Annotated in this window: 26 protein-coding genes and 3 pseudogenes; 24 read left to right on the top strand and 5 right to left on the bottom strand. The window is 35.9% G+C overall.

Translation table 11 applies throughout. From position 1 onward, the window contains the following. Positions 1-602: 602 nt before the first annotated feature. The 5 genes from CJ239_RS05200 to msr(D) all read left to right on the top strand — a co-directional run bounded on the left by CJ239_RS05200 (position 603) and on the right by msr(D) (position 5,962). Complete coding sequence (locus CJ239_RS05200; RefSeq protein ID WP_102210768.1) at positions 603-1,568, top strand: DUF4365 domain-containing protein; 966 nt, start codon at positions 603-605, stop codon at positions 1,566-1,568. 12 nt (positions 1,569-1,580) lie between these two features. After that, complete coding sequence (locus CJ239_RS05195) at positions 1,581-1,979, top strand: hypothetical protein (RefSeq protein ID WP_102210767.1); 399 nt, start codon at positions 1,581-1,583, stop codon at positions 1,977-1,979. A gap of 626 nt (positions 1,980-2,605) precedes the next feature. Then, positions 2,606-2,776: a hypothetical protein gene (locus CJ239_RS05190; protein ID WP_000873143.1), complete on the top strand. Its 171-nt coding sequence runs from the start codon at positions 2,606-2,608 to the stop codon at positions 2,774-2,776. A gap of 385 nt (positions 2,777-3,161) precedes the next feature. Next, positions 3,162-4,379: a macrolide efflux MFS transporter Mef(A) gene (gene mef(A), locus CJ239_RS05185; protein ID WP_000417519.1), complete on the top strand. Its 1,218-nt coding sequence runs from the start codon at positions 3,162-3,164 to the stop codon at positions 4,377-4,379. A gap of 119 nt (positions 4,380-4,498) precedes the next feature. Further along, positions 4,499-5,962 (top strand): ABC-F type ribosomal protection protein Msr(D), encoded by a 1,464-nt coding sequence (gene msr(D) / locus CJ239_RS05180; RefSeq protein ID WP_000420313.1) that lies wholly within the window; start codon positions 4,499-4,501, stop codon positions 5,960-5,962. 117 nt (positions 5,963-6,079) lie between these two features. Here msr(D) and CJ239_RS05175 read toward each other — a convergent pair whose 3' ends face one another. From CJ239_RS05175 to CJ239_RS05160, 4 genes are read right to left on the bottom strand one after another with little or no spacing between them, the layout of a single operon-like run. Further along, positions 6,080-6,379, bottom strand: a complete 300-nt coding sequence (locus tag CJ239_RS05175) for a DUF5960 family protein (RefSeq protein WP_001072467.1) — start codon at positions 6,377-6,379, stop codon at positions 6,080-6,082. Continuing rightward, the gene (locus CJ239_RS05170; RefSeq protein ID WP_000567222.1) at positions 6,366-6,734 is read right to left on the bottom strand and encodes a hypothetical protein; all 369 of its coding nucleotides are present in this window, start codon (positions 6,732-6,734) and stop codon (positions 6,366-6,368) included. Before CJ239_RS05170 ends, CJ239_RS05175 begins: the two co-directional genes overlap by 14 nt. A 12-nt stretch (positions 6,735-6,746) precedes the next feature. Beyond that, entirely contained in the window at positions 6,747-7,082 is a 336-nt protein-coding gene (locus CJ239_RS05165; protein ID WP_000806926.1) for a hypothetical protein, read from the bottom strand. Further along, positions 7,079-7,324, bottom strand: coding sequence for a hypothetical protein (locus CJ239_RS05160; protein ID WP_001813542.1), 246 nt, complete (start codon positions 7,322-7,324; stop codon positions 7,079-7,081). Before CJ239_RS05160 ends, CJ239_RS05165 begins: the two co-directional genes overlap by 4 nt. 490 nt (positions 7,325-7,814) lie before the next feature. On the opposite strand from CJ239_RS05160, the gene CJ239_RS05150 reads away from it, so the two are divergent. The 11 genes and pseudogenes from CJ239_RS05150 (at position 7,815) to CJ239_RS05100 (ending at position 15,167) form a co-directional block, all read left to right on the top strand. Further along, positions 7,815-7,988 (top strand): hypothetical protein, encoded by a 174-nt coding sequence (locus CJ239_RS05150; RefSeq protein ID WP_102210766.1) that lies wholly within the window; start codon positions 7,815-7,817, stop codon positions 7,986-7,988. Further along, positions 7,985-8,764, top strand: coding sequence for a replication initiator protein A (locus CJ239_RS05145; RefSeq protein WP_102210765.1), 780 nt, complete (start codon positions 7,985-7,987; stop codon positions 8,762-8,764). The genes CJ239_RS05150 and CJ239_RS05145 overlap by 4 nt, the downstream gene beginning before the upstream one ends. A gap of 98 nt (positions 8,765-8,862) precedes the next feature. After that, positions 8,863-10,221, top strand: coding sequence for a DNA (cytosine-5-)-methyltransferase (gene dcm, locus CJ239_RS05140; RefSeq protein WP_102210764.1), 1,359 nt, complete (start codon positions 8,863-8,865; stop codon positions 10,219-10,221). After that, positions 10,205-10,654, top strand: a complete 450-nt coding sequence (locus CJ239_RS05135) for a hypothetical protein (protein ID WP_102210763.1) — start codon at positions 10,205-10,207, stop codon at positions 10,652-10,654. The genes dcm and CJ239_RS05135 overlap by 17 nt, the downstream gene beginning before the upstream one ends. Then, on the top strand, positions 10,647-11,027 hold the full coding sequence (locus CJ239_RS05130) for a hypothetical protein (protein ID WP_061706396.1): 381 nt from the start codon (positions 10,647-10,649) through the stop codon (positions 11,025-11,027). Before CJ239_RS05135 ends, CJ239_RS05130 begins: the two co-directional genes overlap by 8 nt. Before the next feature lie 12 nt (positions 11,028-11,039). Next, positions 11,040-11,273, top strand: a pseudogene (locus tag CJ239_RS05125) (transcriptional regulator). Between the two features lie 2 nt (positions 11,274-11,275). Next, entirely contained in the window at positions 11,276-11,863 is a 588-nt protein-coding gene (locus CJ239_RS05120) for a CPBP family intramembrane glutamic endopeptidase (protein WP_102210762.1), read from the top strand. A 503-nt stretch (positions 11,864-12,366) separates the two neighbouring features. Beyond that, positions 12,367-12,954, top strand: a complete 588-nt coding sequence (locus CJ239_RS05115) for an ABC transporter ATP-binding protein (RefSeq protein WP_102210761.1) — start codon at positions 12,367-12,369, stop codon at positions 12,952-12,954. 3 nt (positions 12,955-12,957) lie between these two features. Continuing rightward, the gene (locus CJ239_RS05110) at positions 12,958-14,142 is read left to right on the top strand and encodes a hypothetical protein (protein WP_102210760.1); all 1,185 of its coding nucleotides are present in this window, start codon (positions 12,958-12,960) and stop codon (positions 14,140-14,142) included. An 80-nt stretch (positions 14,143-14,222) separates the two neighbouring features. Beyond that, positions 14,223-14,435 (top strand): annotated as a pseudogene (locus CJ239_RS05105) (hypothetical protein); the annotation flags it as partial. 141 nt (positions 14,436-14,576) lie between these two features. Next, a complete protein-coding gene (locus CJ239_RS05100; RefSeq protein WP_102210759.1) occupies positions 14,577-15,167 on the top strand; it encodes a type IV toxin-antitoxin system AbiEi family antitoxin domain-containing protein in 591 nt (196 codons plus the stop codon). Between the two features lie 288 nt (positions 15,168-15,455). On the opposite strand, the gene galE is transcribed toward CJ239_RS05100, so the two are convergent. Further along, positions 15,456-16,457, bottom strand: a complete 1,002-nt coding sequence (gene galE, locus CJ239_RS05095) for a UDP-glucose 4-epimerase GalE (protein ID WP_102210758.1) — start codon at positions 16,455-16,457, stop codon at positions 15,456-15,458. A 584-nt stretch (positions 16,458-17,041) separates the two neighbouring features. On the opposite strand from galE, the gene CJ239_RS05090 reads away from it, so the two are divergent. From CJ239_RS05090 to CJ239_RS05055, 8 genes and pseudogenes are all read left to right on the top strand, one after another. Next, positions 17,042-17,341: a hypothetical protein gene (locus CJ239_RS05090; RefSeq protein WP_000869753.1), complete on the top strand. Its 300-nt coding sequence runs from the start codon at positions 17,042-17,044 to the stop codon at positions 17,339-17,341. Further along, positions 17,331-17,819 carry a hypothetical protein gene (locus tag CJ239_RS05085; protein ID WP_102210757.1) on the top strand — a complete coding sequence of 163 codons (489 nt, stop codon included), beginning with the start codon at positions 17,331-17,333 and terminating at the stop codon, positions 17,817-17,819. The genes CJ239_RS05090 and CJ239_RS05085 overlap by 11 nt, the downstream gene beginning before the upstream one ends. After that, entirely contained in the window at positions 17,819-19,696 is a 1,878-nt protein-coding gene (locus tag CJ239_RS05080; RefSeq protein ID WP_102210826.1) for a VirD4-like conjugal transfer protein, CD1115 family, read from the top strand. The genes CJ239_RS05085 and CJ239_RS05080 overlap by 1 nt, the downstream gene beginning before the upstream one ends. Positions 19,697-19,716: 20 nt before the next feature. Continuing rightward, positions 19,717-19,959: a hypothetical protein gene (locus CJ239_RS05075; RefSeq protein WP_000627865.1), complete on the top strand. Its 243-nt coding sequence runs from the start codon at positions 19,717-19,719 to the stop codon at positions 19,957-19,959. Between the two features lie 16 nt (positions 19,960-19,975). Beyond that, positions 19,976-20,830, top strand: a complete 855-nt coding sequence (locus tag CJ239_RS05070) for a conjugal transfer protein TrbL (RefSeq protein ID WP_050242150.1) — start codon at positions 19,976-19,978, stop codon at positions 20,828-20,830. A 53-nt stretch (positions 20,831-20,883) separates the two neighbouring features. Then, complete coding sequence (locus CJ239_RS05065) at positions 20,884-21,243, top strand: PrgI family protein (RefSeq protein WP_001097589.1); 360 nt, start codon at positions 20,884-20,886, stop codon at positions 21,241-21,243. Continuing rightward, positions 21,194-23,551, top strand: a complete 2,358-nt coding sequence (locus tag CJ239_RS05060; protein WP_180958217.1) for a VirB4-like conjugal transfer ATPase, CD1110 family — start codon at positions 21,194-21,196, stop codon at positions 23,549-23,551. The genes CJ239_RS05065 and CJ239_RS05060 overlap by 50 nt, the downstream gene beginning before the upstream one ends. 11 nt (positions 23,552-23,562) lie before the next feature. After that, positions 23,563-25,092 (top strand): annotated as a pseudogene (locus CJ239_RS05055) (CHAP domain-containing protein); the annotation flags it as partial.

The following is a 25,092-nucleotide window of genomic DNA, read 5'->3' as shown; positions in this document are numbered from 1 at the left end:
TTATAGCCTTTTTTTGCATTTTTGTGATAGAATATATAATATTAGAGATACTTGGATTGGCGATGAGTTTGATAGACTTATAAGAAGATAATATCAAAGCAAATGAAGAAATTCAAAACATCTGTGATTTATTTGCGAATGATCCGAATGTAATAGTTTTTCCTATTCATGGATGTTCTACTGATGTATTTAGAACAATTTTGGATAGATTTCCTGTACTGAATATTATCCATTTAGCGGACCATACATATACGAAACCTAATGGGGAGATATTACTTTCTTTTGTAGATTCAAACATGACTTTTATAAAATTTAGTAATTGGATTTCTAACCATAGATTTTATTATTCATTTCGTAACTGTTATTCAACTTTAGAGTTCGCATTGTATTCACGTTTACAAAATTCAAACTTTTCTATTTTTCATAGAGGGAAAGTTTAATCGAGCATAGCATATGAGTTTTCGGAACATTTCTATAAAGTGATTTAAAGTAGTGGAGATTTTAATCAGGCCTGGCAACTAGCTGTTGCAAATTGTACTGAGGCTCCCTTGAATTACATCAATTGTTAGTATATTTAGTTATATAGGGAGGTAGATATTGATATGGCTAGTAGCACTGAGAGGATTGGCATACATCAATGTGGAGTTATTGCAGAAAGAAATAGTTGGATGTTTAGAGAGCAGCCAGTTAATGATATAGGTATAGATGCTCATATGGAATTTGTTGTAGATGGCAAACCAAGACAACACCTTGCATTACAAATCAAGTCAGGACCAAGTTGGTTTAGGGAGAAAAAAGATAACTGCATTATTTTTAGGAACATAAATGAGAGACAATATAATTATTGGACGATGAATTCTCTTCCGTGTATAATTGTTCTGTTTAATCCTGATGATGGTATGTGTATTTGGCAAGAGTTAACTCCTAAAACAATTAAAAAAACTAAAGAGGGAGGAGGCAAAGGATATTATGTGAAAGTTCCTATAAATCAAGTTTTTTTGGATAAACAATCAAATAACCACCTTCTTTCCTATACGAATTTACCGCAACATATTCAAAATTATAACTTTCTGCTATCTCAGAAAAAATTTATGGAAATTATACAAACTGGAGGTGAAGTTAAACTACATTCAACAGAGTGGGTTAATAAGTCTAGTGGTAAAGGTGATACTAAGTTAATTGTTAATGATGGTCAAGAAACTAAAGAGTATGCCTATCCTTATTGGTTTCCGTTTACACCGTATACCGATGTTTTTCCTCGATTATTTCCATGGGCATATTTTTCTGTTGATGAAGAATTTCTTGAAGAAAGTGATTATGAATTATGGAAACAACTTCATTGTTGGTATGATAGTGAGATAGATGAATGGATAGAAGTAGGAGATACATTTGAGCAATTTCGCAAAAAATTACCCCCTATACGATCTATTGATCATTCTGGTGAAGTTGCAGAATATATGTTGATTCTCAGTTTGAATGAATTGGGAAAATCGTTCTTAGAGGTAGAGCAATTTATATCTGAAACTAGACCATACACCAAAGCAAGACCAGAATCAAAAGATGAATAAAGGAGCATAATCATGAAAAAGCTTAAACTTAATAGTGGTATGAAATCAGAAAAAACTATAGATGGATATAGACTAAATCCTACGGAGAAGTATGTTATCAATTTGGAAGATGAAATGGAATTTGCAATATCTACAATGCAAGCAATTTATATGTTTGGTTTTCCACCAGCATTTAAAAATTGGCATGCTTGGCTATTTGAGAATGGTTTTAGTACAGAAACACCAAATCCAACAAATGAATTTGTAGCAAAGTTTTATGGAAGAGAACCTCTTTGGAAAACTCCATATTCAATGGGAATAGTTGTAAAAGCAGAGGAAGATGATGATTTCTACATTGTTATGGAATGTAGTAGTAAAAATACAGGTTTCAAACACACACAAATTATCCTTACTATGGATGGCTGTCTTTGAGTGGAATCCTTCCATAATATAATTTCAAACTCTGACTATTCTGTATCGTGTTATAGTATAGAAATTTCTCTCACCACATGTTGAGGCGGTAAGTTTGCTAGTCAAGGAGTAAAACGACGAAGATTAGCATTTACTTCCGCCCATGCGATAGCTGTCCGTGATTGACAAGTGCTAGCACGCAGACAGAACGGAGATAGCGAACCGCTGAGTGTGTCGCTCTGCTCGTAAAAGCTTAGAAACCTTTGAACGAAAGGGATAATGAAAGCCTTGATTGCAAGGCTTTTTGCTTTATGGTGGGTAAGTATCAGAGTGAGAAAATTTTTGGAATGAGTAGAAGTGATAGCTAGAAATTATCAGTTTCTATTTCCATTTACCCTGTGGGTACGTGTTTGTTTCCATTGACAAGGAGTTTGTGGGAATAGAAATGTACCCACCTTGTTTGAATCAAGTGAAGTGTAGTTGAAGGAAATCTGTTGAAAGCAATACTTCATTTTACCGAATAAGTAATAATTTAGGCAACTTCAAATCGATTAAAAAAAACTATTTTAAAGGTTAAGAGTAGACAAAAATTGTCCACTCTTTTTTGCAAACTCAATTTATCAATAAATGAAATGAGGGAATGTAAAATGAAATATTTTGAGGTTGAGTTAGAAAATCCTGATGAATTTTTAAAACTACAAACAGAAGATTTTGTGAAAGCTAATCGCTTGCTACTAAGGAAGATAATCCAGAGCGTTACAGTCTATGAAGAAAACTTCGTCATATCCTTTAAATCTGGCATCGAATTGGAAGTATGAGTCTCATTCCATAACTTTTATATTGAACATATCATCTTGTTGTGTTATACTATAAATTGATATAAACAAAGATGTAGGAGGAACCGAAACTATGACAGCCTCAATGCGTTTAAGATAAGCTGGCAATAAAAAAAGCAGAATCTATACCCGATGATAGGCTTTTTTGTTGTGCTTATTTATACGATATTGAGCATTCATTAGTTACGGTGAGGATATTGGTTATTTAACTATACCTTTATTTAACTATGTCTTTAATATGAATGTTTCCAAATTGTATGTATGCAGACCAAAAGCCACATTGTGGGGTTTGGCCTGCATTTTTTATTGCCTAGAATGCTATTCAAAATAGAAATTCAAGCAAAATAATATGCAGGAGATAATATAAATGGAAAAATACAACAATTGGAAACGAAAATTTTATGCAATATGGGCAGGGCAAGCAGTATCATTAATCACTAGTGCCATCCTGCAAATGGCGATTATTTTTTACCTTACAGAAAAAACAGGATCTGCGATGGTCTTGTCTATGGCTTCATTAGTAGGTTTTTTACCCTATGCGATTTTGGGACCTGCCATTGGTGTGCTAGTGGATCGTCATGATAGGAAGAAGATAATGATTGGTGCCGATTTAATTATCGCAGCAGCTGGTGCAGTGCTTGCTATTGTTGCATTCTGTATGGAGCTACCTGTCTGGATGATTATGATAGTATTGTTTATCCGTAGCATTGGAACAGCTTTTCATACCCCAGCACTCAATGCGGTTACACCACTTTTAGTACCAGAAGAACAGCTAACGAAATGCGCAGGCTATAGTCAGTCTTTGCAGTCTATAAGCTATATTGTTAGTCCGGCAGTTGCAGCACTCTTATACTCCGTTTGGGATTTAAATGCTATTATTGCCATCGACGTATTGGGTGCTGTGATTGCATCTATTACGGTAGCAATTGTACGTATACCTAAGCTGGGTAATCAAGTGCAAAGTTTAGAACCAAATTTCATAAGGGAGATGAAAGAAGGAGTTGTGGTTCTGAGACAAAACAAAGGATTGTTTGCCTTATTACTCTTAGGAACACTATATACTTTTGTTTATATGCCAATCAATGCACTATTTCCTTTAATAAGCATGGAACACTTTAATGGAACGCCTGTGCATATTTCTATTACGGAAATTTCCTTTGCATTTGGGATGCTAGCAGGAGGCTTATTATTAGGAAGATTAGGGGGCTTCGAAAAGCATGTATTACTAATAACAAGTTCATTTTTTATAATGGGGACCAGTTTAGCCGTTTCGGGAATACTTCCTCCAAATGGATTTGTAATATTCGTAGTTTGCTGTGCAATAATGGGGCTTTCGGTGCCATTTTATAGCGGTGTGCAAACAGCTCTTTTTCAGGAGAAAATTAAGCCTGAATATTTAGGACGTGTATTTTCTTTGATCGGAAGTATCATGTCACTTGCTATGCCAATTGGGTTAATTCTTTCTGGATTCTTTGCTGATAAAATCGGTGTAAATCATTGGTTTTTACTATCAGGTATTTTAATTATTGGCATTGCTATAGTTTGCCAAATGATAACTGAGGTTAGAAAATTAGATTTAAAATAAACAATATTGGAGGAATATTTATGTATCTTATTTTCATGTAACTCTTCCTGCTAAAATCGCAGGGTTTTCCCTGCATACAAGCAAATGAAAGCATGCGATTATAGACAGGAGGAAATGTTATGGAATTAATATTAAAAGCAAAAGACATTCGTGTGGAATTCAAAGGACGCGATGTTTTAGATATAAATGAATTAGAAGTATATGATTATGACCGTATTGGTTTAGTAGGAGCAAATGGTGCTGGAAAAAGCACTTTACTCAGGGTACTTTTAGGAGAATTAACTCCCCCAGGATGTAAAATGAATCGTCTGGGTGAACTTGCCTATATTCCCCAGTTGGACGAAGTAACTCTGCAGGAGGAAAAAGATTTTGCACTTGTAGGCAAGCTAGGTGTTGAGCAATTAAATATACAGACTATGAGCGGTGGTGAAGAAACAAGGCTTAAAATAGCACAGGCCTTATCGGCACAGGTTCATGGTATTTTAGCGGATGAACCTACGAGCCATTTAGACCGTGAAGGAATTGATTTTCTAATAGGACAGCTAAAATATTTTACAGGTGCACTGTTAGTTATTAGCCATGACCGCTATTTTCTTGATGAAATAGTAGATAAAATATGGGAACTGAAAGATGGCAAAATCACTGAGTATTGGGGAAACTATTCTGATTATCTTCGTCAGAAAGAGGAAGAACGTAAGAGCCAAGCTGCAGAATACGAACAATTTATTGCGGAACGTGCCCGATTGGAAAGGGCTGCGGAGGAAAAGCGAAAACAGGCTCGTAAAATAGAACAGAAGGCAAAAGGTTCTTCAAAGAAAAAAAGTACTGAAGACGGAGGGCGTTTAGCTCATCAAAAATCAATAGGAAGTAAGGAAAAAAAGATGTATAATGCTGCTAAAACCCTAGAGCACAGGATTGCGGCCTTAGGAAAAGTAGAAGCTCCGGAAGGCATTCGCAGAATTCGTTTCAGGCAAAGTAAAGCATTGGAGCTCCATAATCCATACCCTATAGTCGGTGCAGAAATTAATAAAGTATTTGGGGATAAGGCTCTGTTTGAAAATGCATCTTTTCAAATTCCGTTAGGAGCAAAAGTGGCGTTAACTGGTGGTAATGGAATCGGAAAAACAACTTTAATCCAAATGATCTTAAACCATGAAGAAGGAATTTCTATTTCGCCTAAGGCAAAAATAGGTTACTTTGCACAGAATGGTTACAAGTACAACAGTAATCAGAATGTTATGGAGTTTATGCAGAAGGATTGTGACTACAATATATCAGAAATTCGTTCAGTGCTAGCATCTATGGGGTTCAAACAGAACGATATTGGAAAAAGTTTATCTGTTTTAAGCGGTGGAGAAATTATAAAATTGTTGCTTGCTAAAATGCTCATGGGTAGATATAACATCCTAATAATGGATGAACCCAGTAACTTCCTTGACATACCAAGTTTAGAGGCTTTGGAAATACTAATGAAGGAGTACACCGGAACTATCGTGTTTATCACCCACGATAAACGATTACTCGAAAATGTAGCAGATGTAGTTTATGAAATTAGAGATAAGAAAATAAATCTGAAACATTAAATTTAAGGTAGTCGCTGGTCAGTATAGTCTGTTCTGGTTGGCGACTCCATTGTTAAAGAGTATAAAGACTTTAGATTTTATGAATATTAAAAATAGGAACAGTCAATTGAACTGCTCCTATTTTTCTGCTAAATATATTGTAGTTTTCTTATATGTATAATGATAGATTAGCGGATTCTCATCTACGGTACTTACTTCAAATATGAAGAAGTGATCGCGGTTATCTCTGGACTTTTCCTTATTGAGGACAAAGTAATTCTTACGTGAAGTCGCCATTGTTTTTAGGATATCATCAGTTAGGAAGGTCAATGGAATATTCATGTTAGAGTAGCGGTAGAAGTCACGTTCAAAATCTTGGTAGCTCTCGCTATAATAGTCCATTTGTAGGTGATTACGCTGAAACTCAAGCTGATTCATAGAGCACCTCCTCGACAAGTTCAATACTAATAATGTCTTTTAATTTCAAATTGATGTGACCTGTTGTAGTTTTTATCAAAATGAAATCTTTGGTCAGACTTGGTATTGTTCCAGTGTAGGAAACACGCTTGTTTTTTTCAATCACTTGAATGCGTGTGCGTAGCTGCCCGGCGTATACTTGACTGAGGAGTAATAATTTCTTCTCTAGTGATAAGTCAGACATGTACGTTACTTTGTTTGTATCATCAGAGAGTGCTGATGCATGTTCAGATAGGAAAAAGCCCATCCATTTTTGCATCTTTGTATCCTGGTACTCTCTTGCTGATTGAAATGGTAAATATGAACGGTCAATCATATCAAATCCTTTCTATGCAGAGGCAAGGGTATTTTTATCAAATTGAATCGTAAAACCTTGAATTCCCCCACCTGTGTAACATTCTTTAAAGCGATTGATTACCTCAGTATAGATTATCACAGATGAGCTTGTTGGCTTAATGCTAAATGTAAATTCCAATGGTAATCGGTTTTCAGATTTAGCATGTACTAGTCGTATCGATATTTCAGTTGTTTTGAGTTTTCTCTGACGAAGTTTTGAAGTTGCTGTTTCAACGATTCCATGTAAAAATCTTTCAAGCATTTCAATATCATTACATCCTTTGCTACGGATTTCTGAAAATTGTACTGTATTTTTTTCTTGTTTCATTTTAATCCCTCCAATCCACCCGCGGAATGACCACCGATAAGTTTACTGCGTTCAATATTTCTGGAACCTTCAGTTAGGACGGTTCCTTTTTGTATGGCTAAAAAACCAAACTGTTCTCTGACAACATCAATAGCTGTCTGAAGTCTATTATCTTTTTCAATTTGTTCTACATCATCAAAGAGTGATAGTAGAGTATAGCTTTCATCTACGAAGCCACTATAAGATACACCAATTTGTCTCACTGCACCAGAGGTGTATTTTTTCGGAATAATACAAGTACATGACTCACCATTGTTTTGGGGAGATTTGCGGGTTCAATTTTATTCTGAGCATTTATAGATTTTTTCATCTCAGTCCTAGAATAGCCAATATGAATAGAAACGACAGTAGTCAATACTAGGGCTACTGTTCCGTTCCACAGTATCATTTAAAAATCATTTTCACACCCTTTCGTCTATTAGTATAGAAGAAAGCTCTCAGCACACGTGGAGTGTGTAGTGTTGCTACAACGAAAAAAAGGGTGAAAATCCTTGATTTTAAGCTATTTTACAAGCATTTTGTCTTTGTAGATAAAGGCAATTTTGACGTCAGAAAAGTCCTAAAAAGGCACATAGATGTATATGTATTTGTAGATGTCGTTTGCGCATCGGAAAAATGAATACAACAATAAATATTTAACTAAAGAGAGAACAATTGTATATTGTTCTCCTTTTTTTATTTTCAGGAGGAAAAATGACAAAAGAATTACAATCATCACGCTATATTGTCATTTCATTTTTAGTACGTGAAATGGGAATTGACATTGTTGAAGCCATCTCTCTGATGGCTGAATTAGAAAAAAGTGGTTTGGTTCACTTGGAATCAAGTGGAGATTTAACACTCAAAGAACTTGGAGGCGCGCTATGAAAAGAATTACCGCAAATCAATACCAAACTTCAGAACGGTATTATAAATTACCTAAAATTCTTTTTGAGGATGAGAAATATATGGATATGAAACTAGAAGTAAAGGTAGCTTATTCTATTTTAAAGGATCGTTTAGAATTATCTCTCAGTCGTGGTTGGATAGATGAAGAAGGAGCGGTTTATTTAGTATTTTCTAATTCTAACCTGATGAAGCTATTAGGTTGTTCGAAGTCAAAATTACTGTCCATCAAAAAAATTCTTAAAGAATATGACTTGATTGATGAAATCCAACAGTCTTCAAGTGAGAAAGGGAGACTAGCTAATAAGATTTATTTAGGAGAGTTGTCTTCTACCCCAGTAGCTAGTTCGAACAGGCCTAGTGTTAAAAAAAGACTAGGGCAGGATGAAAATGAAACGGCCCCCGTCTCTTATTCAGCCCCTAGTGAGACTGAAGTTAGTGAGACTAAATATAGTGAGACTGAATCTTTATTTATTGAGGATGAGGAAGAAAGGAATTCTCAACCTATTTTGAGAAGAAAAGTCGAAAAGGTCACAAAATATGATCGAGATTATATTTGGGGATTGGTACAAGATCAATTTAGACGAGAGGGTTTTTCTGAAACAGCCAGTGATATAGCTATGACTGATTTTGAGAGAATCTATCAGTATGCTCTTGACAATGTTCGCTTTGTTAGACGAGCGGAAGTTTTGGCTGAATTTGTGTTTAACGGCTTGTATTCTGTTTGGAATAACCGTGTTAGAAAAGGAGGTGGTTAAATGTCGCCAATCGAGTGGATATTAGTTATGCTCATTGTCATTTCAAGTGGTGTGACTATTTGGACATTGATAGTCGATCAGAAAGGGGTGATAAAGAAATGAAATTTATTGATTTATTTTCAGGTATTGGTGGTTTTCGACTTGGAATGGAAAGTGTTGGACACGAGTGTATTGGATTTTGTGAGATTGATAAATTTGCTAGAGAATCTTATAAGTCCATTTTTCAAACGGAAGGAGAAATAGAATTTCATGACATACGAGATGTTTCAGATGACGAATTTAAAAAACTTAGAGGGAAAGTCGATGTCATCTGTGGGGGATTCCCTTGTCAAGCATTTTCAATCGCAGGAAGACGATTGGGATTTGAAGATACTAGAGGCACTCTGTTCTTTGAAATTGCTCGGGCGGCCAAACAAATCCAACCACGTTTTCTTTTTCTTGAAAATGTTAAAGGCCTACTCAATCACGATAAGGGACGGACGTTCACCACAATCCTTACCACGCTTGATGAATTGGGGTTTGATGTTGAGTGGCAGGTGCTTAACAGTAAGGATTTTGGCGTTCCCCAAAACAGAGAGAGGGTGTTTATTATCGGACATTCTAGAAAGAGAGGTACCAGACTCTTATTTCCTTTCAGACGAGAAGGTCAAGCAACTAACTCTGAGACTTTAAAAACAATAGGGAATTTAAATCCATCAAAAAGTGGCATGAGCGGTAAAGTCTATTATTCAGAAGGTCTTGCACCAACCTTAGTTCGTGGAAAAGGAGAAGGATTTAAAGTTGCGATTCCTTGTATGACACCAGACAGATTAGAAAAAAGACAAAATGGTAGACGTTTTAAGGATAATCAAGAGCCAATGTTTACTTTAAATACTCAGGATCGCCATGGTATTGTCGTTGTTGGAGATTTACCAACTAGCTTTAAGGAAACTGGTCGCGTCTATGGAAGTGAGGGCTTATCTCCAACACTGACTACAATGCAAGGTGGAGATAAAATCCCCAAAATACTGATTCCAGAACCAATCCAATTTCTAAAAGTCCGTGAGGCAACTAAAAAAGGATATGCTCAAGCAGAGATTGGGGATTCAATCAATTTAGAAAGACCAAGTTCTCAGTATCGTCGTGGTAGAGTTGGAAAAGGTATAGCGAATACGTTAACAACTAGTGGGCAAATGGGAGTAGTAGTGGCTAGCTATGAAGGAGAAGATAAACAAGTTTACCAAGTAGCTGGTGTCTTAATTGATGGGCAATTTTACCGTTTGAGGATACGACGAATCACTCCTAAAGAGTGTTTTAGACTGCAGGGCTTTCCTGATTGGGCTTTTGAAGCTGCTAGAAAAGTCTCTAGTAATAGTCAGCTCTATAAACAAGCTGGTAATAGTGTAACCGTTCCTGTGATTGCTGCAATCGCAAAGAAATTAAAAGAAATAGAGGAAAAAGATGAAAGCATTAAATAAAGAATCAATACTAGATTGTGATGAATTAGAAACAGAATTACATGACGCAGAAATCAAACAGCTGGATGAACAAATATTTTTGATGCCCAATTATCCATGTGAGTTTGAGGTGACATTTTTAGATGATTACCATAAAAAATACAACTACCCCCTATTTTACGAATCCTATCTTCAAAACATTATGGAATTCCTTGAAAGTCAGGATATAAAGAACGGAGCTGATGCCTTTGTAGATGATCATCATAATCTTGTTTTTGTTTTATATGGACAAGGCTATCGAGCCGAGGGAAAAGAGGGAATACTTACAACCCAAGTAACTGTCAAAGCTTATGATGAAGACAAGAAACCGATTAACTTCGCAAATTTATTGGATTCCTTAATCGTCTCAGAATATCAAATGGAACCGAATCTTTGGGAGGTCTCCCATGATTGATCTCTATCTAAGTAAAAATAGCCAAAGAAATCAACTTCTTTTAGACTTCTTCCAAAACTATGGCATCGAGGTATCTTGTCATTCAGTTTCTGAAATGACAAAGGACAAATTAATTGAGATGATGAGCTATTCTTCAGATTGTTTTGAATTTTTATCTCCCAATTTATTACGATTTAAGAACCGAGACAATCTAAAATTAACGGATTTCGTTGAGATGATTTTAAAAAATCCTGAACTAACCATCAGACTTCCTCTTGCGGTTTCAAATAAGCGAGTTTATCCAAATCTGAATTTGGAAGAAGCTAGAGCTTTATTGCCAAGAGATACGAAACAATTGATTTACATGGCACAAACACATTATTTATCTAACTAAAGGAGAAGCAATATGGCTGAACGATTTTGGGAGAACTTGTCCATTATTTTGGCTGAAAGAAATATCAGCTGGATTGAGTTAACCAGAAAAATGTTTGCGGGAGAGTTTCACTATCCAAGTGAATTGAATCGTTTGTATCAAAAGATTCGTCACTACAAGATGGAACAACGAATGCCTTAAAGTCCATGGGTAGAAAGGATTGTGCAGGTATTAGATTTAGATTATGAAGATTTATTTCGGAGGTAACTATGAAAAGAATAATTCCAGTTTATATATTCCAACAAGTAAATGTCCTATTGGTATCTCTATACTTACTGAAATTTCTTTGTATCGGTGAGTTAACTATACTACAGATTCTCTATGGAGCGTCACTCAGTTCTTTTTTATGGATGTATGGCCAACGAAAACATGTGGCCAAGGTCAATATGAAAATTAGTATAAAGTGGATTGGTATTGGATTCGTTAGTCTACTGATTATAAGTCTATGTTTTAGTCTGATTCATGTTCAAGGAAGCACGAATCAAGCAAACTTAATTGGCCTTCAACATCAAGTTCCTTGGTTTTCATTTTTATTGTTCTTAATCAATGCGAGTATGGTTGAAGAATTTCTGTATCGTGAAATTTTATGGAACTTGGTCAGAAAATTAGATATTCGAGTTGCTTTAACAAGTGTTTTATTTGCCTTAGTTCATCATCCAGGGACCATTCTAGCTTGGTGTTTATATGTTTCACTTGGGATGTTTTTAGGGCTTGTACGCTACAAATCGGACTTATGGGGCAGTATGGGGCTACATTTGGTGTGGAACCTACTAGTTTATAGTTTGCTGCTTTTTTAAAATAGGTAACCTGATTTTTAGGTAACTTCTAAAACTAACTTCCAGTTTCCCATAACCCAGCTTATAGTATGAGTAAAACGCGTGAAACCAGTGGAAATTCGTCTTAGACTAACTTCAACTGCTTTTCTTTTTCTTGATATATATGGGTTCAAAAGCGAAAAGACTCAGAAAAAAGTACACGACAAATAGCCCTAAAATAGAGTCGTCTTAGAGTAAATTCCAGTTGCTAGCGTTTAGTGTGAGACTTTTCGGATCCAAAAAACTATTGTATAACAAATAAAAATATGATATAATTAAAGCGTTTACAAAAGTTATCGGTATGATTGGAATACCTTCTATATCTCTAGTATGAATTGCCAGAGATATAACTATATTAATCCCCTGTTATGGTATCGTTATGACAGCTATTCTGAATATAAAATTGGTTCTGGTTGGAATTACGATTGTTATGAGGTACTAAACTACTCCAGCGGAGGCTATTAATCCAAAAAGGAGGGCTAGATATGTTGCAGCTTACTCATGTGACCTTAAAAACGCGACAAGTCATCTTACAAGATGTTAATTTTACATTTGAAAAGGGTAGGATTTATGGTATTCTTGCTATAAATGGCTCTGGAAAGACGACACTGTTTCGTGCCATTAGCAATTTAATTCCTATAAGTAGCGGAAATATCGCAGTCCCTCCTTCTTTGTTTTATTATGAGAGTATTGAATGGCTGGATGGAAACTTAAGTGGGATGGACTATCTTCGCCTGATTAAGAACATCTGGAAGTCAGGGCTGAACTTGGGGGATGAAATTGATTATTGGGAAATGACTGACTATATTAGTCTTCCCATTCGCAAGTATTCCTTAGGCATGAAGCAACGCTTAGTGATTGCCATGTATTTCCTCAGTCAGGCGAAATGCTGGCTTATGGATGAGATTACAAATGGCTTAGATGAGTATTATCGACAGAAGTTTTTTGATAGGCTGGCACAAATCGATAGACAAGAACAGCTGGTTCTTTTAAGTTCCCACTATAAGGAAGAGTTGCTTGATGTCTGCGATAGAGTAGTAACCATTCATCAGGGGCAAATAGAAGAGGTTTAGTTTATGAAAGATGTTAGTCTATTTTTATTGAAAAAAGTTTTCAAAAGTCGCTTAAACTGGATTATCTTAGCTTTATTTGTATCTGGACTCGGTGTTACCTTTTATTTAAATAGTCGGACTGCAAACTCATACAGCTTGGAGAGCGAGTTGGAAACCAGTCTTGTAAAAAATGAGAGAATCATCAATGAATATGAAGAGAAACTCTCCCAAATATCTGATACCAACTCGGAGGAATACCAGATTGCTAAAAATAATTTAGACGGGCAAAAAAATCTTTCGACTCAACAGACAGAAATTCTGACTTTATTAAAAGAAGGGCGATGGAAAGAAGCCTACTATTTGCAGTGGCAAGATGAAGAGAAGGAATATGAAATGATATCAAATAACCCGACTATTAGCTCTGACTTTAAAATGGCGGTTGACCGCCAACGAAAGATTTACCAAGCCCTGTATCCCTTGAACATAAAAGCACATACTTTGGAGTTTCCGACCCACGGGATTGATCAGATTATCTGGATTTTAGAGGCTATCATCCCAAGTTTGTTTGTGATTGCTATTATTTTTATGCTAACACAACTGTTCGCAGAAAGATATCAAAATCATCTGGACACAGCTCAGTTATATCCTTTTTCAAAAGTGGCATTTGCCGTGTCCTCCCTTGGAGTTGGAGTGGGCTATGTAACTGTGCTGTTTATCGGAATCAGCGGATTTTCTTTTCTAGTGGGAAGTCTGATAAGTGGTTTTGGACAGTTAGATTATCCCTACCCGATTTATAGCTTAGTGAATCAAGAGGTAACTATTGGGAAAATACAAGATGTGTTATTTCCTAGCTTGTTACTAACTTTCTTAGCTTTTATCGTCATTGTGGAAGTCGTCTACTTGATTGCTTACTTTTTCAAGCAAAAAATGCCTGTACTCTTTCTTTCACTTATAGGGATTGTTGGCTTATTGTTTGGTATTCAAACAATTCAGCCTCTCCAAAAGATTGCACATCTGATTCCCTTTACTTACTTGCGTTCAGTGGAGATTTTGTCTGGAAGATTACCTAAGCAAATTGATAATGTCAATCTGAATTGGAGTATGGGAATGGTCTTACTTCCTTGCCTGATTATCCTTTTGTTGGTGGGGATTCTATTTATTGAAAGATGGGGAAGTTCACGTAAAAAGGAAGTTTTTAATAGGTTTTAGCATTCCCATAGGGAAGGTGTGGAAAAACTAATACAGAGAGGGAATCAACTTGATTCTCTCTTTTTTAGGAGAAAATTCAAATGACTTATACTTTGGAATGGCTAAAGACTTTTGATGGAGAGATTGATATTCTTAATATTAAGATGGATTGCTTGGCCAATACTATTGAGAAAAATGTTTCTCAGTACAAATATATTTATCAGACAGATATGGAGAACTGTCCTGAAATCATTCTATCAGTCCAAAACTCCTCCATTCCTCATCTATTAGGATTATCTAGAAAATATCAGATTACTTCTTCTTTATAATATCTGGTCTGTCTTACGTATGGATTATTTTTGAAATAAAAAATCTAAATGAATTGATTTTAAAGAAATAAAATGCTAACAGATATATAAGATGTTAGCATTTTGTTTCTAAGAAAGGAGAATGATATGGTTGATCAAAGAGAGAAACTGATGAACTATTTCAATCAGTATGGTTTTTTAACTTTTAAACAAGTAATAGATGAAAATTTACACTACAAAACCTTATTAAAAATGGTTACAGAAGGAAAAATCGATGCTGAAGAAAAAGGGTTATATCGTTTACCTGATATTTATTTAGATGAATGGTTTGTCCTTCAGTATCGCTTTCCAAAGGGAATCTTTTCTTTGGAGACAGCACTTTGGTTACATGGTTTATCTTTGACCATCCCTTTTAACATGACGATGAGTTTTCCTTATGGTACGAATACCAAAAACATTAAGGAAGCAGATATATGTCCTATTATCTTACGATCTCACTATAGTGAAGGAATTGTTGAAATAGAGCGTCTTCCTGGTCAATTTATTAAAGTTTATGAAATTGAACGAGTTTTGGTTGAATGTCTAAGACCAGTTCATCAGGTGGATCTTCAAATTATTGCACCAGCCTTTAAGAAATATTTTCAACAAAATCAAATTCACTTACATAAATTATTTTATTATGCCCAGCTATTTAAGGTAACTGATAAGTTACAATCTTATACGGAGGTGCTATCTTAATGTTTTAAAATGCGAATAATTTTAATGTTGAAAATAAAGTCAAATATTAATTTCATGAATTTAATAGTGTAGAATATTTTATGAATAAAAGTAAGGCTGGACAAAAACTCAATTTGAGGAGAAAACAAAGCAAATTTTTCGACAATAAAACGCATAATATCAAGGATTTCAACACCTGATACTATGCGTTTTCTAATTTTAAAGACTTTTTGCCCAGTCTCACCTTGTTAAGTAAATATAACTCAGTCTTGTTTCATGAGGTGTAGTTCACAGAGAGCTGGTTATGATTTATGACTCCAAAATGTTTTTGCCTTCTTTAACACGCCAACGATAATCCGATAAAATAATATCTTCGAGGGAGTAGCTAGCTTGCCAGTCAAGATATTGTTTAGCTTTTGATGCATCTGCTAGGACGCTGGCTGGGTCACCAGCACGGCGAGCAACAATTTCGTGTGGGATTTTTTGATCCAGTAATTCTTCAGCAGTTTTAAATATTTCTTTGACGGTATAGCCTTTTTCAGTTCCTAAGTTAAAGATTTGAGAAGAACTGTCTTCTTGAAATAGGTAGTTCATTCCTTTAACATGAGCCTGTGCAAGATCTAAGACATGAATGTAATCTCGAATACATGAACCGTCACGTGTATCGTAGTCATCTCCAAATATTTTTAGGCTATCATTTTGTCCCAATGCGGTTTTGTTGATATTGGGAATGATATGAGTTGGATTTTTCACACGTAGACCGTTTGAAGCATCCATTTCAGCCCCAGCTACATTAAAGTAACGGAAAATGACATATTTCCAATCGTAGCGATTGGCCATCCAGTAAATCATTCGTTCGCCCATCAATTTTGTCTCTGCATAAGGATTGACAGGGTCGAGCAGGGTATCTTCAGTAGCTGGTTTGTCAATACAGTTGTTACCATAGAGGGAAGCAGTCGAAGAGAACATGATTTTTTGAATACCAACTTCAGATAAGACTTTGAGAACTTGGTTCATACCAGCAACATTGGCAGTGAAGTATTTACTTGGGTTTTCAATACTTTCGCTCACAACAATCTCACCCGCACAATGGAGAACAGCATCAATCTGATTTTCTTCTAAGTAAGCTTTTAGGGCACTAGAATCATAAACATCGAGTTGTTTAAAGCTAGCACGACTATCTACAGCTGAACGATTTCCTGTAGAGAGATTATCTAGGACATGCACCTGGTAGCCAACATTTAAAAGAGCTTTAACGGTATGGGAGCCAATGTAGCCAGCTCCACCTGTAACAAGAATTGTTTTTGTCATGACTTTTTCTTTTTTTCTAATTTTTTACTAGTTGGAAAATTCTTTTTGATTTAAAAATATTGTATAAGCTAAAGTTAATTTCGCCTTTACAGAAATCATGATTTTTATATCCGTTTACCAATATTCATATTTAATTTTTCCTTGTATTAAAAATATCACTAATTAATATTTTTGTCAATATTTTTATTGAAAATAATTGAAAATAGTGAAAAAACATGAAAAAAGCAAACCCAGTGTGTCTATATTTCAGTTTTTGTACTGAAAACATTAATTTAATTGTGGTTTGAAAAATTGTTCAAGATTTTTTCAATCATATTTTCTATGAAGAGGTAAATAGTAAACTGCATTCCAACAACTCCAAAATGTGATAAAAATTTCAACTACTCTTATCTATAATAAAGCTACCTGTTCTTTGAAAATTGAATCCACTCCGTCTTGATTAGCGTGCCTGTGTAAGTAGGGACTGAGAGTATTTCCCTGTGAAGGGCAACTGGCACAAGACGTGTGTGAGAATTTTCTAACAGACACGGAGTTTATCGTTACCAGACTTAAACGATGCGACAAACTAGATAAAGGAGTTAATCATGAAGGTAGTAAACTTGTATGATTTGAAACAAATGGGAAATAAAGGTGGTTGTACCATCCAATTGATTCATCACTTTCCTTTTGGTATGGGCTTAGGACATCTCAAAAAAGACTACATTGAATTTAAACGTGTTGGTATCTTTGATGGGAAAGCAGTAGAAGTTACTCTTCGAGAACCTTATTCGAGAGATCTACTGCAGGTTGTTAAGTCGATTAAGCAACGTCAGAAATTGATAGCTTATCGTTATAAAGAAGGAAAGCTGCTATTTGTGAAGAAGGAGGCATCAGATGTCCTCTGAACAACAGGAACGAATGGCAGTTCAATATGCAGAGCGTAGTCTTTTATTTACTGTAAGAAGTCTCTTAAAGATTCTAGAATGGTCTAGACGTCAGGCTTTATCACAGGATTCTGCCTATAAGATAGGGGTACAGAAATTAGAAGAATTGCTACAATCTCCTTATTCGATTGATACGATTAATCTGAAAAAAGATTTTTTAGACAAACCAATTGATATAGAGAAATTTAAAGCTTTTTTAGAAAAAGAAGAGATTCCTTTAGCCATCGCTTGGCAAGGGGATTCTCTGCATTTCTACACGAAAGACCGTTCGATTCTGGACAATCATTTAGACCATCTTTTAGAAAAAATGGTTAATGATCCAGAGAAATTAGCTGATTTTACCATGGATAAGTCATTAGACGATGCAATTGATGAGGCTAAATCCCAAATTACCTTTAGACAAGAAGGAGCCGTCAAACAGAAAGAGATGGTGAGATGATGTACAGTGGAAAGAAATTCTTACTATTCTCACTGTTAGGTATCTTACTAGGCTATCTTTTTCATCGTTTGACGCTTTTGTATGATTCCTATACTGGAAATACACTAGATAAATGGACTCATCTTCTGATGGAAGGTCAAGATGAAGTTCTTCAGTCGCCATGGAATATTTCTTTTACTGGAAAATCAAGTGCTTTTTTTCTACTAGGTTTTGTGATGATGTTGCTGGTTTATCTCTATCTAGAGACTGGTAAAAAACAATACCGAGAAGGGGTAGAATACGGGAGCGCCCGTTTTGGAACTCTAAAAGAAAAGAAGCTCTTTTACGGTAAGGAATTTTCTCATGATACGATCTTAGCTCAAGATGTTCGTTTGACATTATTAGATAAAAAACCACCCCAATATGATAGAAATAAGAATATTGCGGTGATCGGAGGTTCAGGAAGTGGGAAGACATTTCGCTTTGTGAAACCCAATCTGATTCAGATGAATAGTTCTAATATTGTAGTGGATCCTAAAGATCACTTGGCCGAAAAAACAGGTAAACTCTTTTTAGAACATGGCTACCAAGTAAAGGTGCTAGATTTAGTCAATATGAAGAACTCAGATGGCTTCAATCCTTTTCGCTATATAGAGACAGAAAATGATTTGAATCGCATGCTGACGGTTTATTTCAATAACACTAAAGGCTCTGGCTCCCGTAGTGATCCATTTTGGGATGAAGCTTCTATGACTTTGGTACGAGCTTTAGCCTCTTACTTGGTCGATTTCTATAATCCACCCAAAACAAGAGAACAGCTCATTGAAGAGAGTCGTTTGAGTCAAACAGAATACCAAAACTTGTTGAAACGTCAAAAAAAAGAAGTGGAAGAGCGAAAAAAACGAGGGCGTTATCCAAGTTTTGCTGAAATCTCAAAACTCATTAAACACTTATCCAAGGGTGAAAACCAAGAAAAAAGTGTCTTAGAAATTCTATTCGAAAATTATGCTAAAAAGTATGGGACTGAAAATTTCACCATGCGAAATTGGGCAGATTTCCAAAATTATAAGGATAAGACTCTGGATTCTGTCATAGCTGTAACCACTGCTAAATTTGCCCTCTTCAATATTCAAAGTGTCATGGATTTGACCAAAAGAGATACCCTTGATATGAAGACATGGGGCAAGGAAAAATCAATGGTTTACTTAGTTATCCCAGATAACGATAGTACCTTTCGCTTTCTTTCAGCCCTCTTTTTCTCAACCGTATTTCAAACCCTAACAAGACAAGCAGATATTGATTTTAAGGGACAATTGCCTCTTCATGTGAGAGTTTACTTAGATGAGTTCGCAAATATCGGAGAAATTCCAGATTTTGCTGAACAAACCTCAACAGTCCGTTCTCGAAACATGAGTCTCGTTCCTATTCTACAAAATATTGCCCAACTTCAAGGACTCTATAAAGAAAAAGAAGCTTGGAAAACCATTTTGGGGAACTGTGATAGCTTAGTCTACTTAGGTGGTAATGATGAAGATACCTTTAAATTTATGAGTGGGTTACTCGGTAAACAAACCATTGATGTTCGAAATACTAGTCGTTCCTTTGGCCAGACAGGTTCAGGATCCCTTTCTCATCAAAAGATTGCTCGTGATTTAATGACACCTGATGAAGTCGGAAATATGAAACGGCATGAATGCTTGGTTAGAATTGCCAATATGCCTGTCTTTAAAAGCAAAAAGTACAATTCCATTAAGCATCCAAACTGGAAATACCTAGCCAATCAAGAAACCGATGAACGGTGGTGGAACTATCAAATCAATCCTTTGAATCAAAGTCAAGAAAATCATCTTGAAAGCCTTAGAATTCGTGATTTAACCTTTGAATCTAGTTTAAAATAAAAATAGAAAAGAGGAAATAGATGATTACGCATTTTAAAGGTTTTGTTTATGGAGTGGACGCAAGTGCTATGTTTGCACAAGCTATGTCTTTGTTACAGAAGGGATTGATTGCGGTTGGTGCCTTTCTAGTTGTTGTAGGGATTGTCAACCTAGCAACCAATATTAAGGATGGTGGACCAGGTGTTCGGAATGCCATTCTTGAAATTGTTGGTGGAGTTATGGTCGGGGCTGCTGGAGCCTTTGTAACTCAGATTTCAATTTAGGAGGATAAACAATGACATGAATCTTAGTTTAGTCTCACCCTTTGTTTACCTTGCATCTGAAAAAATATCAGCTGAAAATTTATTTGAAGGATTTAATGTGGATTTACAATCTACGGTAGATCTGATTAAATCTCTATCTAGCTACAATCCAACCGTTTGGACTTACATGTCTAGTATTACTAAAAGTGTCATGCAACCTCTTGGAGTTGCGATTTTATCAGTTGTTCTCATCTTAGAATTTTCGAAGATGGCAAAGAAAATTGCTAACTCTGGTGGAGCGATGACCTTTGAAGCATTAGCGCCGATGTTGATTAGTTATATTATGGTTGCAGTTGTAATTACCAACACTACCGTCATTGTAGAAGCCATCATTGGGATTGCGAGTCATGCCATTGAACAAGTGGCCTCGATTGTGGCTCACGGTGGGGCAAAGTATGATACACTCTCTGGATTAAAAGGGTCAGGATTTATTGGCCGGATGATTGTGGGCTTTTTCGCCCTCCTCATTTGGCTAGTTCGGATAGTAAGTGCAGCCATGGTCAATCTTTTGGTATCTATTCGATTTATTCAACTTTACCTTATGATTCCATTTGCCCCTCTTACGATTCCAACATTTTTAAGTGATGAGTGGAAGTCTATTGGTATTGGCTATTTAAAAAATATTATGGTCTATGCGGTACAAGGGGTTCTTATTTTTCTGATTGTTTCTCTTGTTCCTTTGTTTGAATCCGCTGGAAAAATAGCTGTTTCAAATGGTGCAGGAGTCTTGCAATCTCTTGCGATTATGTTTGGTAGTTTAATACAAGCTATCTTACTGATTATTGCCCTCGTTGGTTCTCAACGTACGGCTCGCTCAATCTTAGGTATGTAATTAGATAAAGGCTAGGAAGTGATTGCTTCTTAGCCTTTTTAGAAAGGAAAGTCATGAATACACGTGTCTTTAAAGACATCTCAAAATACCAACATAGGGCTTGGTTAGGCTTTACTACAAGGCAAATCATCTTTGTTTTACCAGCCTTTATTGTCACAATTATTGTTTTGGGCTTGAATCTCTTTTTCTGGCAATTTGGAGATTGGTTTGTTTACGGTTTTGTGTTTGCCTTTACCATCCCCCTCATGCTTTTTGGAGTCTATAAACCCAATGATTTATATTTTGAACATTATTTGAAATACCGTCTTCATTTTGAATTAACGGTTCCCCTACGCACAATTACAGGAAAGAAAGGACCTGAACATGAAAAGAAAATCAAATACATTAAAGAAACAAAAAACTTCAATGACTAATCAGAAAGAAATAGTTAAAGGAAAAAAAGAGGAAGTGTTACCATCAACGGCTAATACTCTTTCCTATCAAGCCCTGTATCAAAATGGTCTGATGCAGGTAAAAGAAGATTATTTCTCACAAAGCTATTTACTTGGTGATGTCAATTACCAGACCGTTGGTTTAGAAGATAAGGGCGCAATCATTGAGAAGTATTCTGATTTGATTAACTCCCTAGATGACCAAACCAACTTCCAATTGACTATCTTTAATAAAAGATTGAATTTAGAAAAGTTTAGACAGAGTGTTCTGTATGAGGAGAAAGAAGATGGGTATGATACCTATCGTAAAGAATTGAATCGGATGATGAATCAGAATTTAGACAGTGGTGAAAATAATTTCTCAGCTGTGAAACTGATTAGCTTTGGTAGAAAGGATTCTAATCCCAAACAAGCTTATCGTTCCTTGTCTCAAATTGGAGAATATTTCAAGAGTGGTTTCTCAGAAATTGATGCTCGATTTGAATCCTTGGCTGGAGAAGACCGTGTCAACTTGTTGGCGGATATGCTTAGAGGAGAACACCATCTTCCTTTTTCTTACCGTGATTTAACGAGATCTGGTCAGACAACTCGTCACTTCATAGCACCTAATCTCTTGGATTTTAAAAACAAGAATTACCTACAAATCAATGACCGCTTGTTGCAGATTGTCTATGTCAGAGACTACGGCATGGAATTAGGTGATCAGTTTATCCGAGACCTCATGCAAGGAGATTTGGAATTGATAGTGAGCCTTCATGCTCAAAGTTCGACCAAGGCAGATGCCATGAAGAAACTACGAACAAAGAAGACCTTAATGGAATCCCAAAAGATTGGGGAACAACAAAAACTAGCTCGTACAGGTATCTATTTGGAAAAAGTAGGTCATGTATTAGAAAGCAATATCGATGAAGCTGAAGAACTCTTAAAAACCATGACAGAGACAGGAGATAAACTATTTCAAACGGTCTTCTTGATTGGTGTTTTTGGTCAGGATGAAGAAGAACTCAAACAAGCCCTAGACACGATCCAACAAGTGGCCGGCTCAAATGACCTAATGATTGATAAACTTCCATATATGCAAGAAGCAGCCTTTAATAGTTTGCTGCCATTTGGTTGTGATTTTTTAGAGGGAGTATCACGGAGTTTATTAACATCTAATGTAGCAGTGAACTCACCTTGGACTTCAGTAGACATACAAGACCGTAGTGGGAAATATTACGGTATCAATCAAATCTCAAGCAATATTATTACCATTGATCGCAGCCTATTAAATACACCATCTGGTCTGATTTTAGGAACATCTGGAGCTGGGAAAGGGATGGCAACCAAGCATGAAATTATCACGACCAAAATCAAGGAATCTGGTGAAAATACAGAAATTATCATCGTGGATCCAGAAGCAGAATACAGTGTCATTGGACGAGCTTTTGGGGGAGAAATGATTGATATTGCGCCTGATTCCCAAACCTATCTCAATGTCCTTGACTTGTCTGAGGAAAATATGGATGAGGATCCTGTTAAGGTAAAATCAGAATTTCTTTTATCCTTTATCGGCAAGTTATTGGATAGAAAAATGGATGGGAGAGAAAAATCGATTATCGACCGAGTCACCAGACTCACCTATCAGTCATTTAAAGAGCCTTCTTTGGAAGAATGGGTCTTTGTCTTGAGCCAACAACCAGAAGAAGAAGCGCAGAATTTGGCACTTGATATGGAACTGTATGTCGAAGGTTCTCTTGATATTTTTTCTCATAAGACCAATATTCAGACAGGATCTAACTTCTTAATCTATAACGTTAAAAAGTTAGGAGATGAGCTGAAACAAATCGCTCTTATGGTTGTTTTTGATCAGATATGGAATCGTGTCGTTCGGAACCAAAAATTAGGGAAGAAGACCTGGATTTATTTTGATGAAATGCAGCTTCTTTTATTAGATAAATATGCCAGTGATTTCTTCTTTAAATTGTGGAGTCGTGTCAGAAAATATGGAGCTAGTCCGACTGGGATAACTCAAAATGTTGAAACCTTATTGTTAGATCCAAATGGTAGACGGATTATTGCAAATAGTGAATTTATGATTCTCCTCAAGCAAGCAAAAAATGATAGAGAAGAATTGGTTCAACTCTTAGGCTTGTCAAAAGAACTCGAAAAATACCTTGTCAATCCAGAAAAAGGGGCAGGACTGATAAAAGCTGGTTCCGTTGTCGTTCCCTTTAAAAATAAGATTCCTCAAGGTACTCAATTGTTTGATATCATGAGTACGGATCCTGATAAAATGGCTTCTAGCTAAGGGGAAGGTAAATGAAGGATAAAAGAGAAATTATACGTGCCCGAAAGGCATTTAGAAGAAGTCTAAAAGATGAGAAGAAATTCTTGAAAAAAGGAAAGAAGGAGGTGAAGAAACAGAAAAAAGATTCCGCTGTACTGGATGAAAAAGCATGGAAAAAAGAGATAAAAGAAAAGCTAGAGGAGATGAGAGAAGCTTCAAAGGCTAGAGTAAAACAAGCAAATGAAGACTACAATCATATTCTTCAAAATAGTCCCCCATCTCTTTTGAATCGCAAAGAATTAAGAGACAGACGGTTGCCTCATGCTAGGAAACGATTGAAAATAGCCAAGAAACAATTTAAGGAAGCAAAGGTAGAAGCAAAATCAGAAAGAAAAGAGAGTCGTAAAGAAAGAAAAACCAATCAAAAATTTCTTTATGGTCAGGAATCGAAAGCAAAATCCAATTTTTTCTTTCATGGGAAGAGTTTAGAAGAATTAAAAGCTAAGAAGGAAGTAAAGGCTGCTAAAGAGAATCTAAAATCTACTAAACAAGCCTATAAGTCCAAAAAAGTCAGTAGGAAAGCCAAAACTTTTCTCTATGTCCTTGGACGTGAAAGTGGAGAGTTAGCTTCAGAAAATGAGGATTTAGAAGGTTATCGTACACTTCAAGAGACCATTAGAAAAGGGAAACGCTACAGTCGGCTTTCTTATAATCTTGGGAAAGCTAGTGTCAAAACAGGACAAGCAACAGGTCGTTTTACCAAGAAAAGACTAACCAACACAAAAGAGCGATACCATCATTTTAAGGATGGAAAAGGATGGAAACTAGCGAAAGATAACCCAAGTTCCTTTAAAAATCGGTTTCGAAAATTAAAGAAACAAGGTCTTACAAGTGTCCGAAATATCTATCAAAAACTAAAAGCAGCCTTTTCCTTCTTTACATTTGCGGCTGGAAATCCTGCAACATGGATAGTTGGAGGAATAGTCTTTCTTCTTTTACTTATGATGAGCTTCTTTTTAGGATTTTCATCTGCTAGTTTGATTCAACAAGATGAATTTGAATTAACAAAAGCTTATACCCACCTAACTTGGGAAGACGCAGAACACACTCGTACAAATGACAAAGGAATTACCTATTACACAAAAGTTGATGATGTGATGGGGTATATGAACTTTAAATTCCATGACTATGAGTTACACAAACCAGTTCACTTATTTAGTTCCGAAACTTACAAGGATTATCTGTCTACTTTGTGGCATGATTTAAACGATGGGGAAGATTTGAAATCCATGCAAGACCTCTATGAAACTCCTAAGTATAATCTCTCGAAAGACGATCAAGAGGAAATAAAGGAACTAAAAGAAGAGGGTATGTATGCTTCCATGCAGGAATTGGACAATCCATTTGAGGGGAAAAGCAACGAAGATAGTCTAACCATGACTTATCGTTATGGATACTATGATTTAGACGGAAAACCTACCCTTCAGGAGTACATTCTATTAGAAGCCAAGGCTCACCAAACGATTGTCGCACCAATGGATGGAGTTGTATCTCTAGATGGC

The organism is Streptococcus sp. UMB0029 (assembly GCF_002871495.1).
Taxonomy (GTDB): Bacteria; Bacillota; Bacilli; order Lactobacillales; family Streptococcaceae; genus Streptococcus.
This window is presented reverse-complemented; position numbering and strand designations above follow the sequence as displayed.

Excerpts from the sequence above, each read along its gene's own strand:
- CJ239_RS05200 (WP_102210768.1), top strand. The coding sequence starts at position 603 with ATGGCTAGTAGCACTGAGAGGATTGGCATACATCAATGTGGAGTTATT.
- CJ239_RS05195 (WP_102210767.1), top strand. The coding sequence starts at position 1,581 with ATGAAAAAGCTTAAACTTAATAGTGGTATGAAATCAGAAAAAACTATA.
- CJ239_RS05190 (WP_000873143.1), top strand. The coding sequence starts at position 2,606 with ATGAAATATTTTGAGGTTGAGTTAGAAAATCCTGATGAATTTTTAAAA.
- CJ239_RS05175 (WP_001072467.1), bottom strand. The coding sequence starts at position 6,379 with ATGAATCAGCTTGAGTTTCAGCGTAATCACCTACAAATGGACTATTAT.
- CJ239_RS05170 (WP_000567222.1), bottom strand. The coding sequence starts at position 6,734 with ATGATTGACCGTTCATATTTACCATTTCAATCAGCAAGAGAGTACCAG.
- CJ239_RS05165 (WP_000806926.1), bottom strand. The coding sequence starts at position 7,082 with ATGAAACAAGAAAAAAATACAGTACAATTTTCAGAAATCCGTAGCAAA.
- CJ239_RS05150 (WP_102210766.1), top strand. The coding sequence starts at position 7,815 with ATGACAAAAGAATTACAATCATCACGCTATATTGTCATTTCATTTTTA.
- CJ239_RS05145 (WP_102210765.1), top strand. The coding sequence starts at position 7,985 with ATGAAAAGAATTACCGCAAATCAATACCAAACTTCAGAACGGTATTAT.
- dcm (WP_102210764.1), top strand. The coding sequence starts at position 8,863 with ATGAAATTTATTGATTTATTTTCAGGTATTGGTGGTTTTCGACTTGGA.
- CJ239_RS05135 (WP_102210763.1), top strand. The coding sequence starts at position 10,205 with ATGAAAGCATTAAATAAAGAATCAATACTAGATTGTGATGAATTAGAA.
- CJ239_RS05130 (WP_061706396.1), top strand. The coding sequence starts at position 10,647 with ATGATTGATCTCTATCTAAGTAAAAATAGCCAAAGAAATCAACTTCTT.
- CJ239_RS05120 (WP_102210762.1), top strand. The coding sequence starts at position 11,276 with ATGAAAAGAATAATTCCAGTTTATATATTCCAACAAGTAAATGTCCTA.
- CJ239_RS05115 (WP_102210761.1), top strand. The coding sequence starts at position 12,367 with ATGTTGCAGCTTACTCATGTGACCTTAAAAACGCGACAAGTCATCTTA.
- CJ239_RS05110 (WP_102210760.1), top strand. The coding sequence starts at position 12,958 with ATGAAAGATGTTAGTCTATTTTTATTGAAAAAAGTTTTCAAAAGTCGC.
- CJ239_RS05100 (WP_102210759.1), top strand. The coding sequence starts at position 14,577 with ATGGTTGATCAAAGAGAGAAACTGATGAACTATTTCAATCAGTATGGT.
- galE (WP_102210758.1), bottom strand. The coding sequence starts at position 16,457 with ATGACAAAAACAATTCTTGTTACAGGTGGAGCTGGCTACATTGGCTCC.
- CJ239_RS05090 (WP_000869753.1), top strand. The coding sequence starts at position 17,042 with ATGAAGGTAGTAAACTTGTATGATTTGAAACAAATGGGAAATAAAGGT.
- CJ239_RS05085 (WP_102210757.1), top strand. The coding sequence starts at position 17,331 with ATGTCCTCTGAACAACAGGAACGAATGGCAGTTCAATATGCAGAGCGT.
- CJ239_RS05080 (WP_102210826.1), top strand. The coding sequence starts at position 17,819 with ATGTACAGTGGAAAGAAATTCTTACTATTCTCACTGTTAGGTATCTTA.
- CJ239_RS05075 (WP_000627865.1), top strand. The coding sequence starts at position 19,717 with ATGATTACGCATTTTAAAGGTTTTGTTTATGGAGTGGACGCAAGTGCT.
- CJ239_RS05070 (WP_050242150.1), top strand. The coding sequence starts at position 19,976 with ATGAATCTTAGTTTAGTCTCACCCTTTGTTTACCTTGCATCTGAAAAA.
- CJ239_RS05065 (WP_001097589.1), top strand. The coding sequence starts at position 20,884 with ATGAATACACGTGTCTTTAAAGACATCTCAAAATACCAACATAGGGCT.
- CJ239_RS05060 (WP_180958217.1), top strand. The coding sequence starts at position 21,194 with ATGAAAAGAAAATCAAATACATTAAAGAAACAAAAAACTTCAATGACT.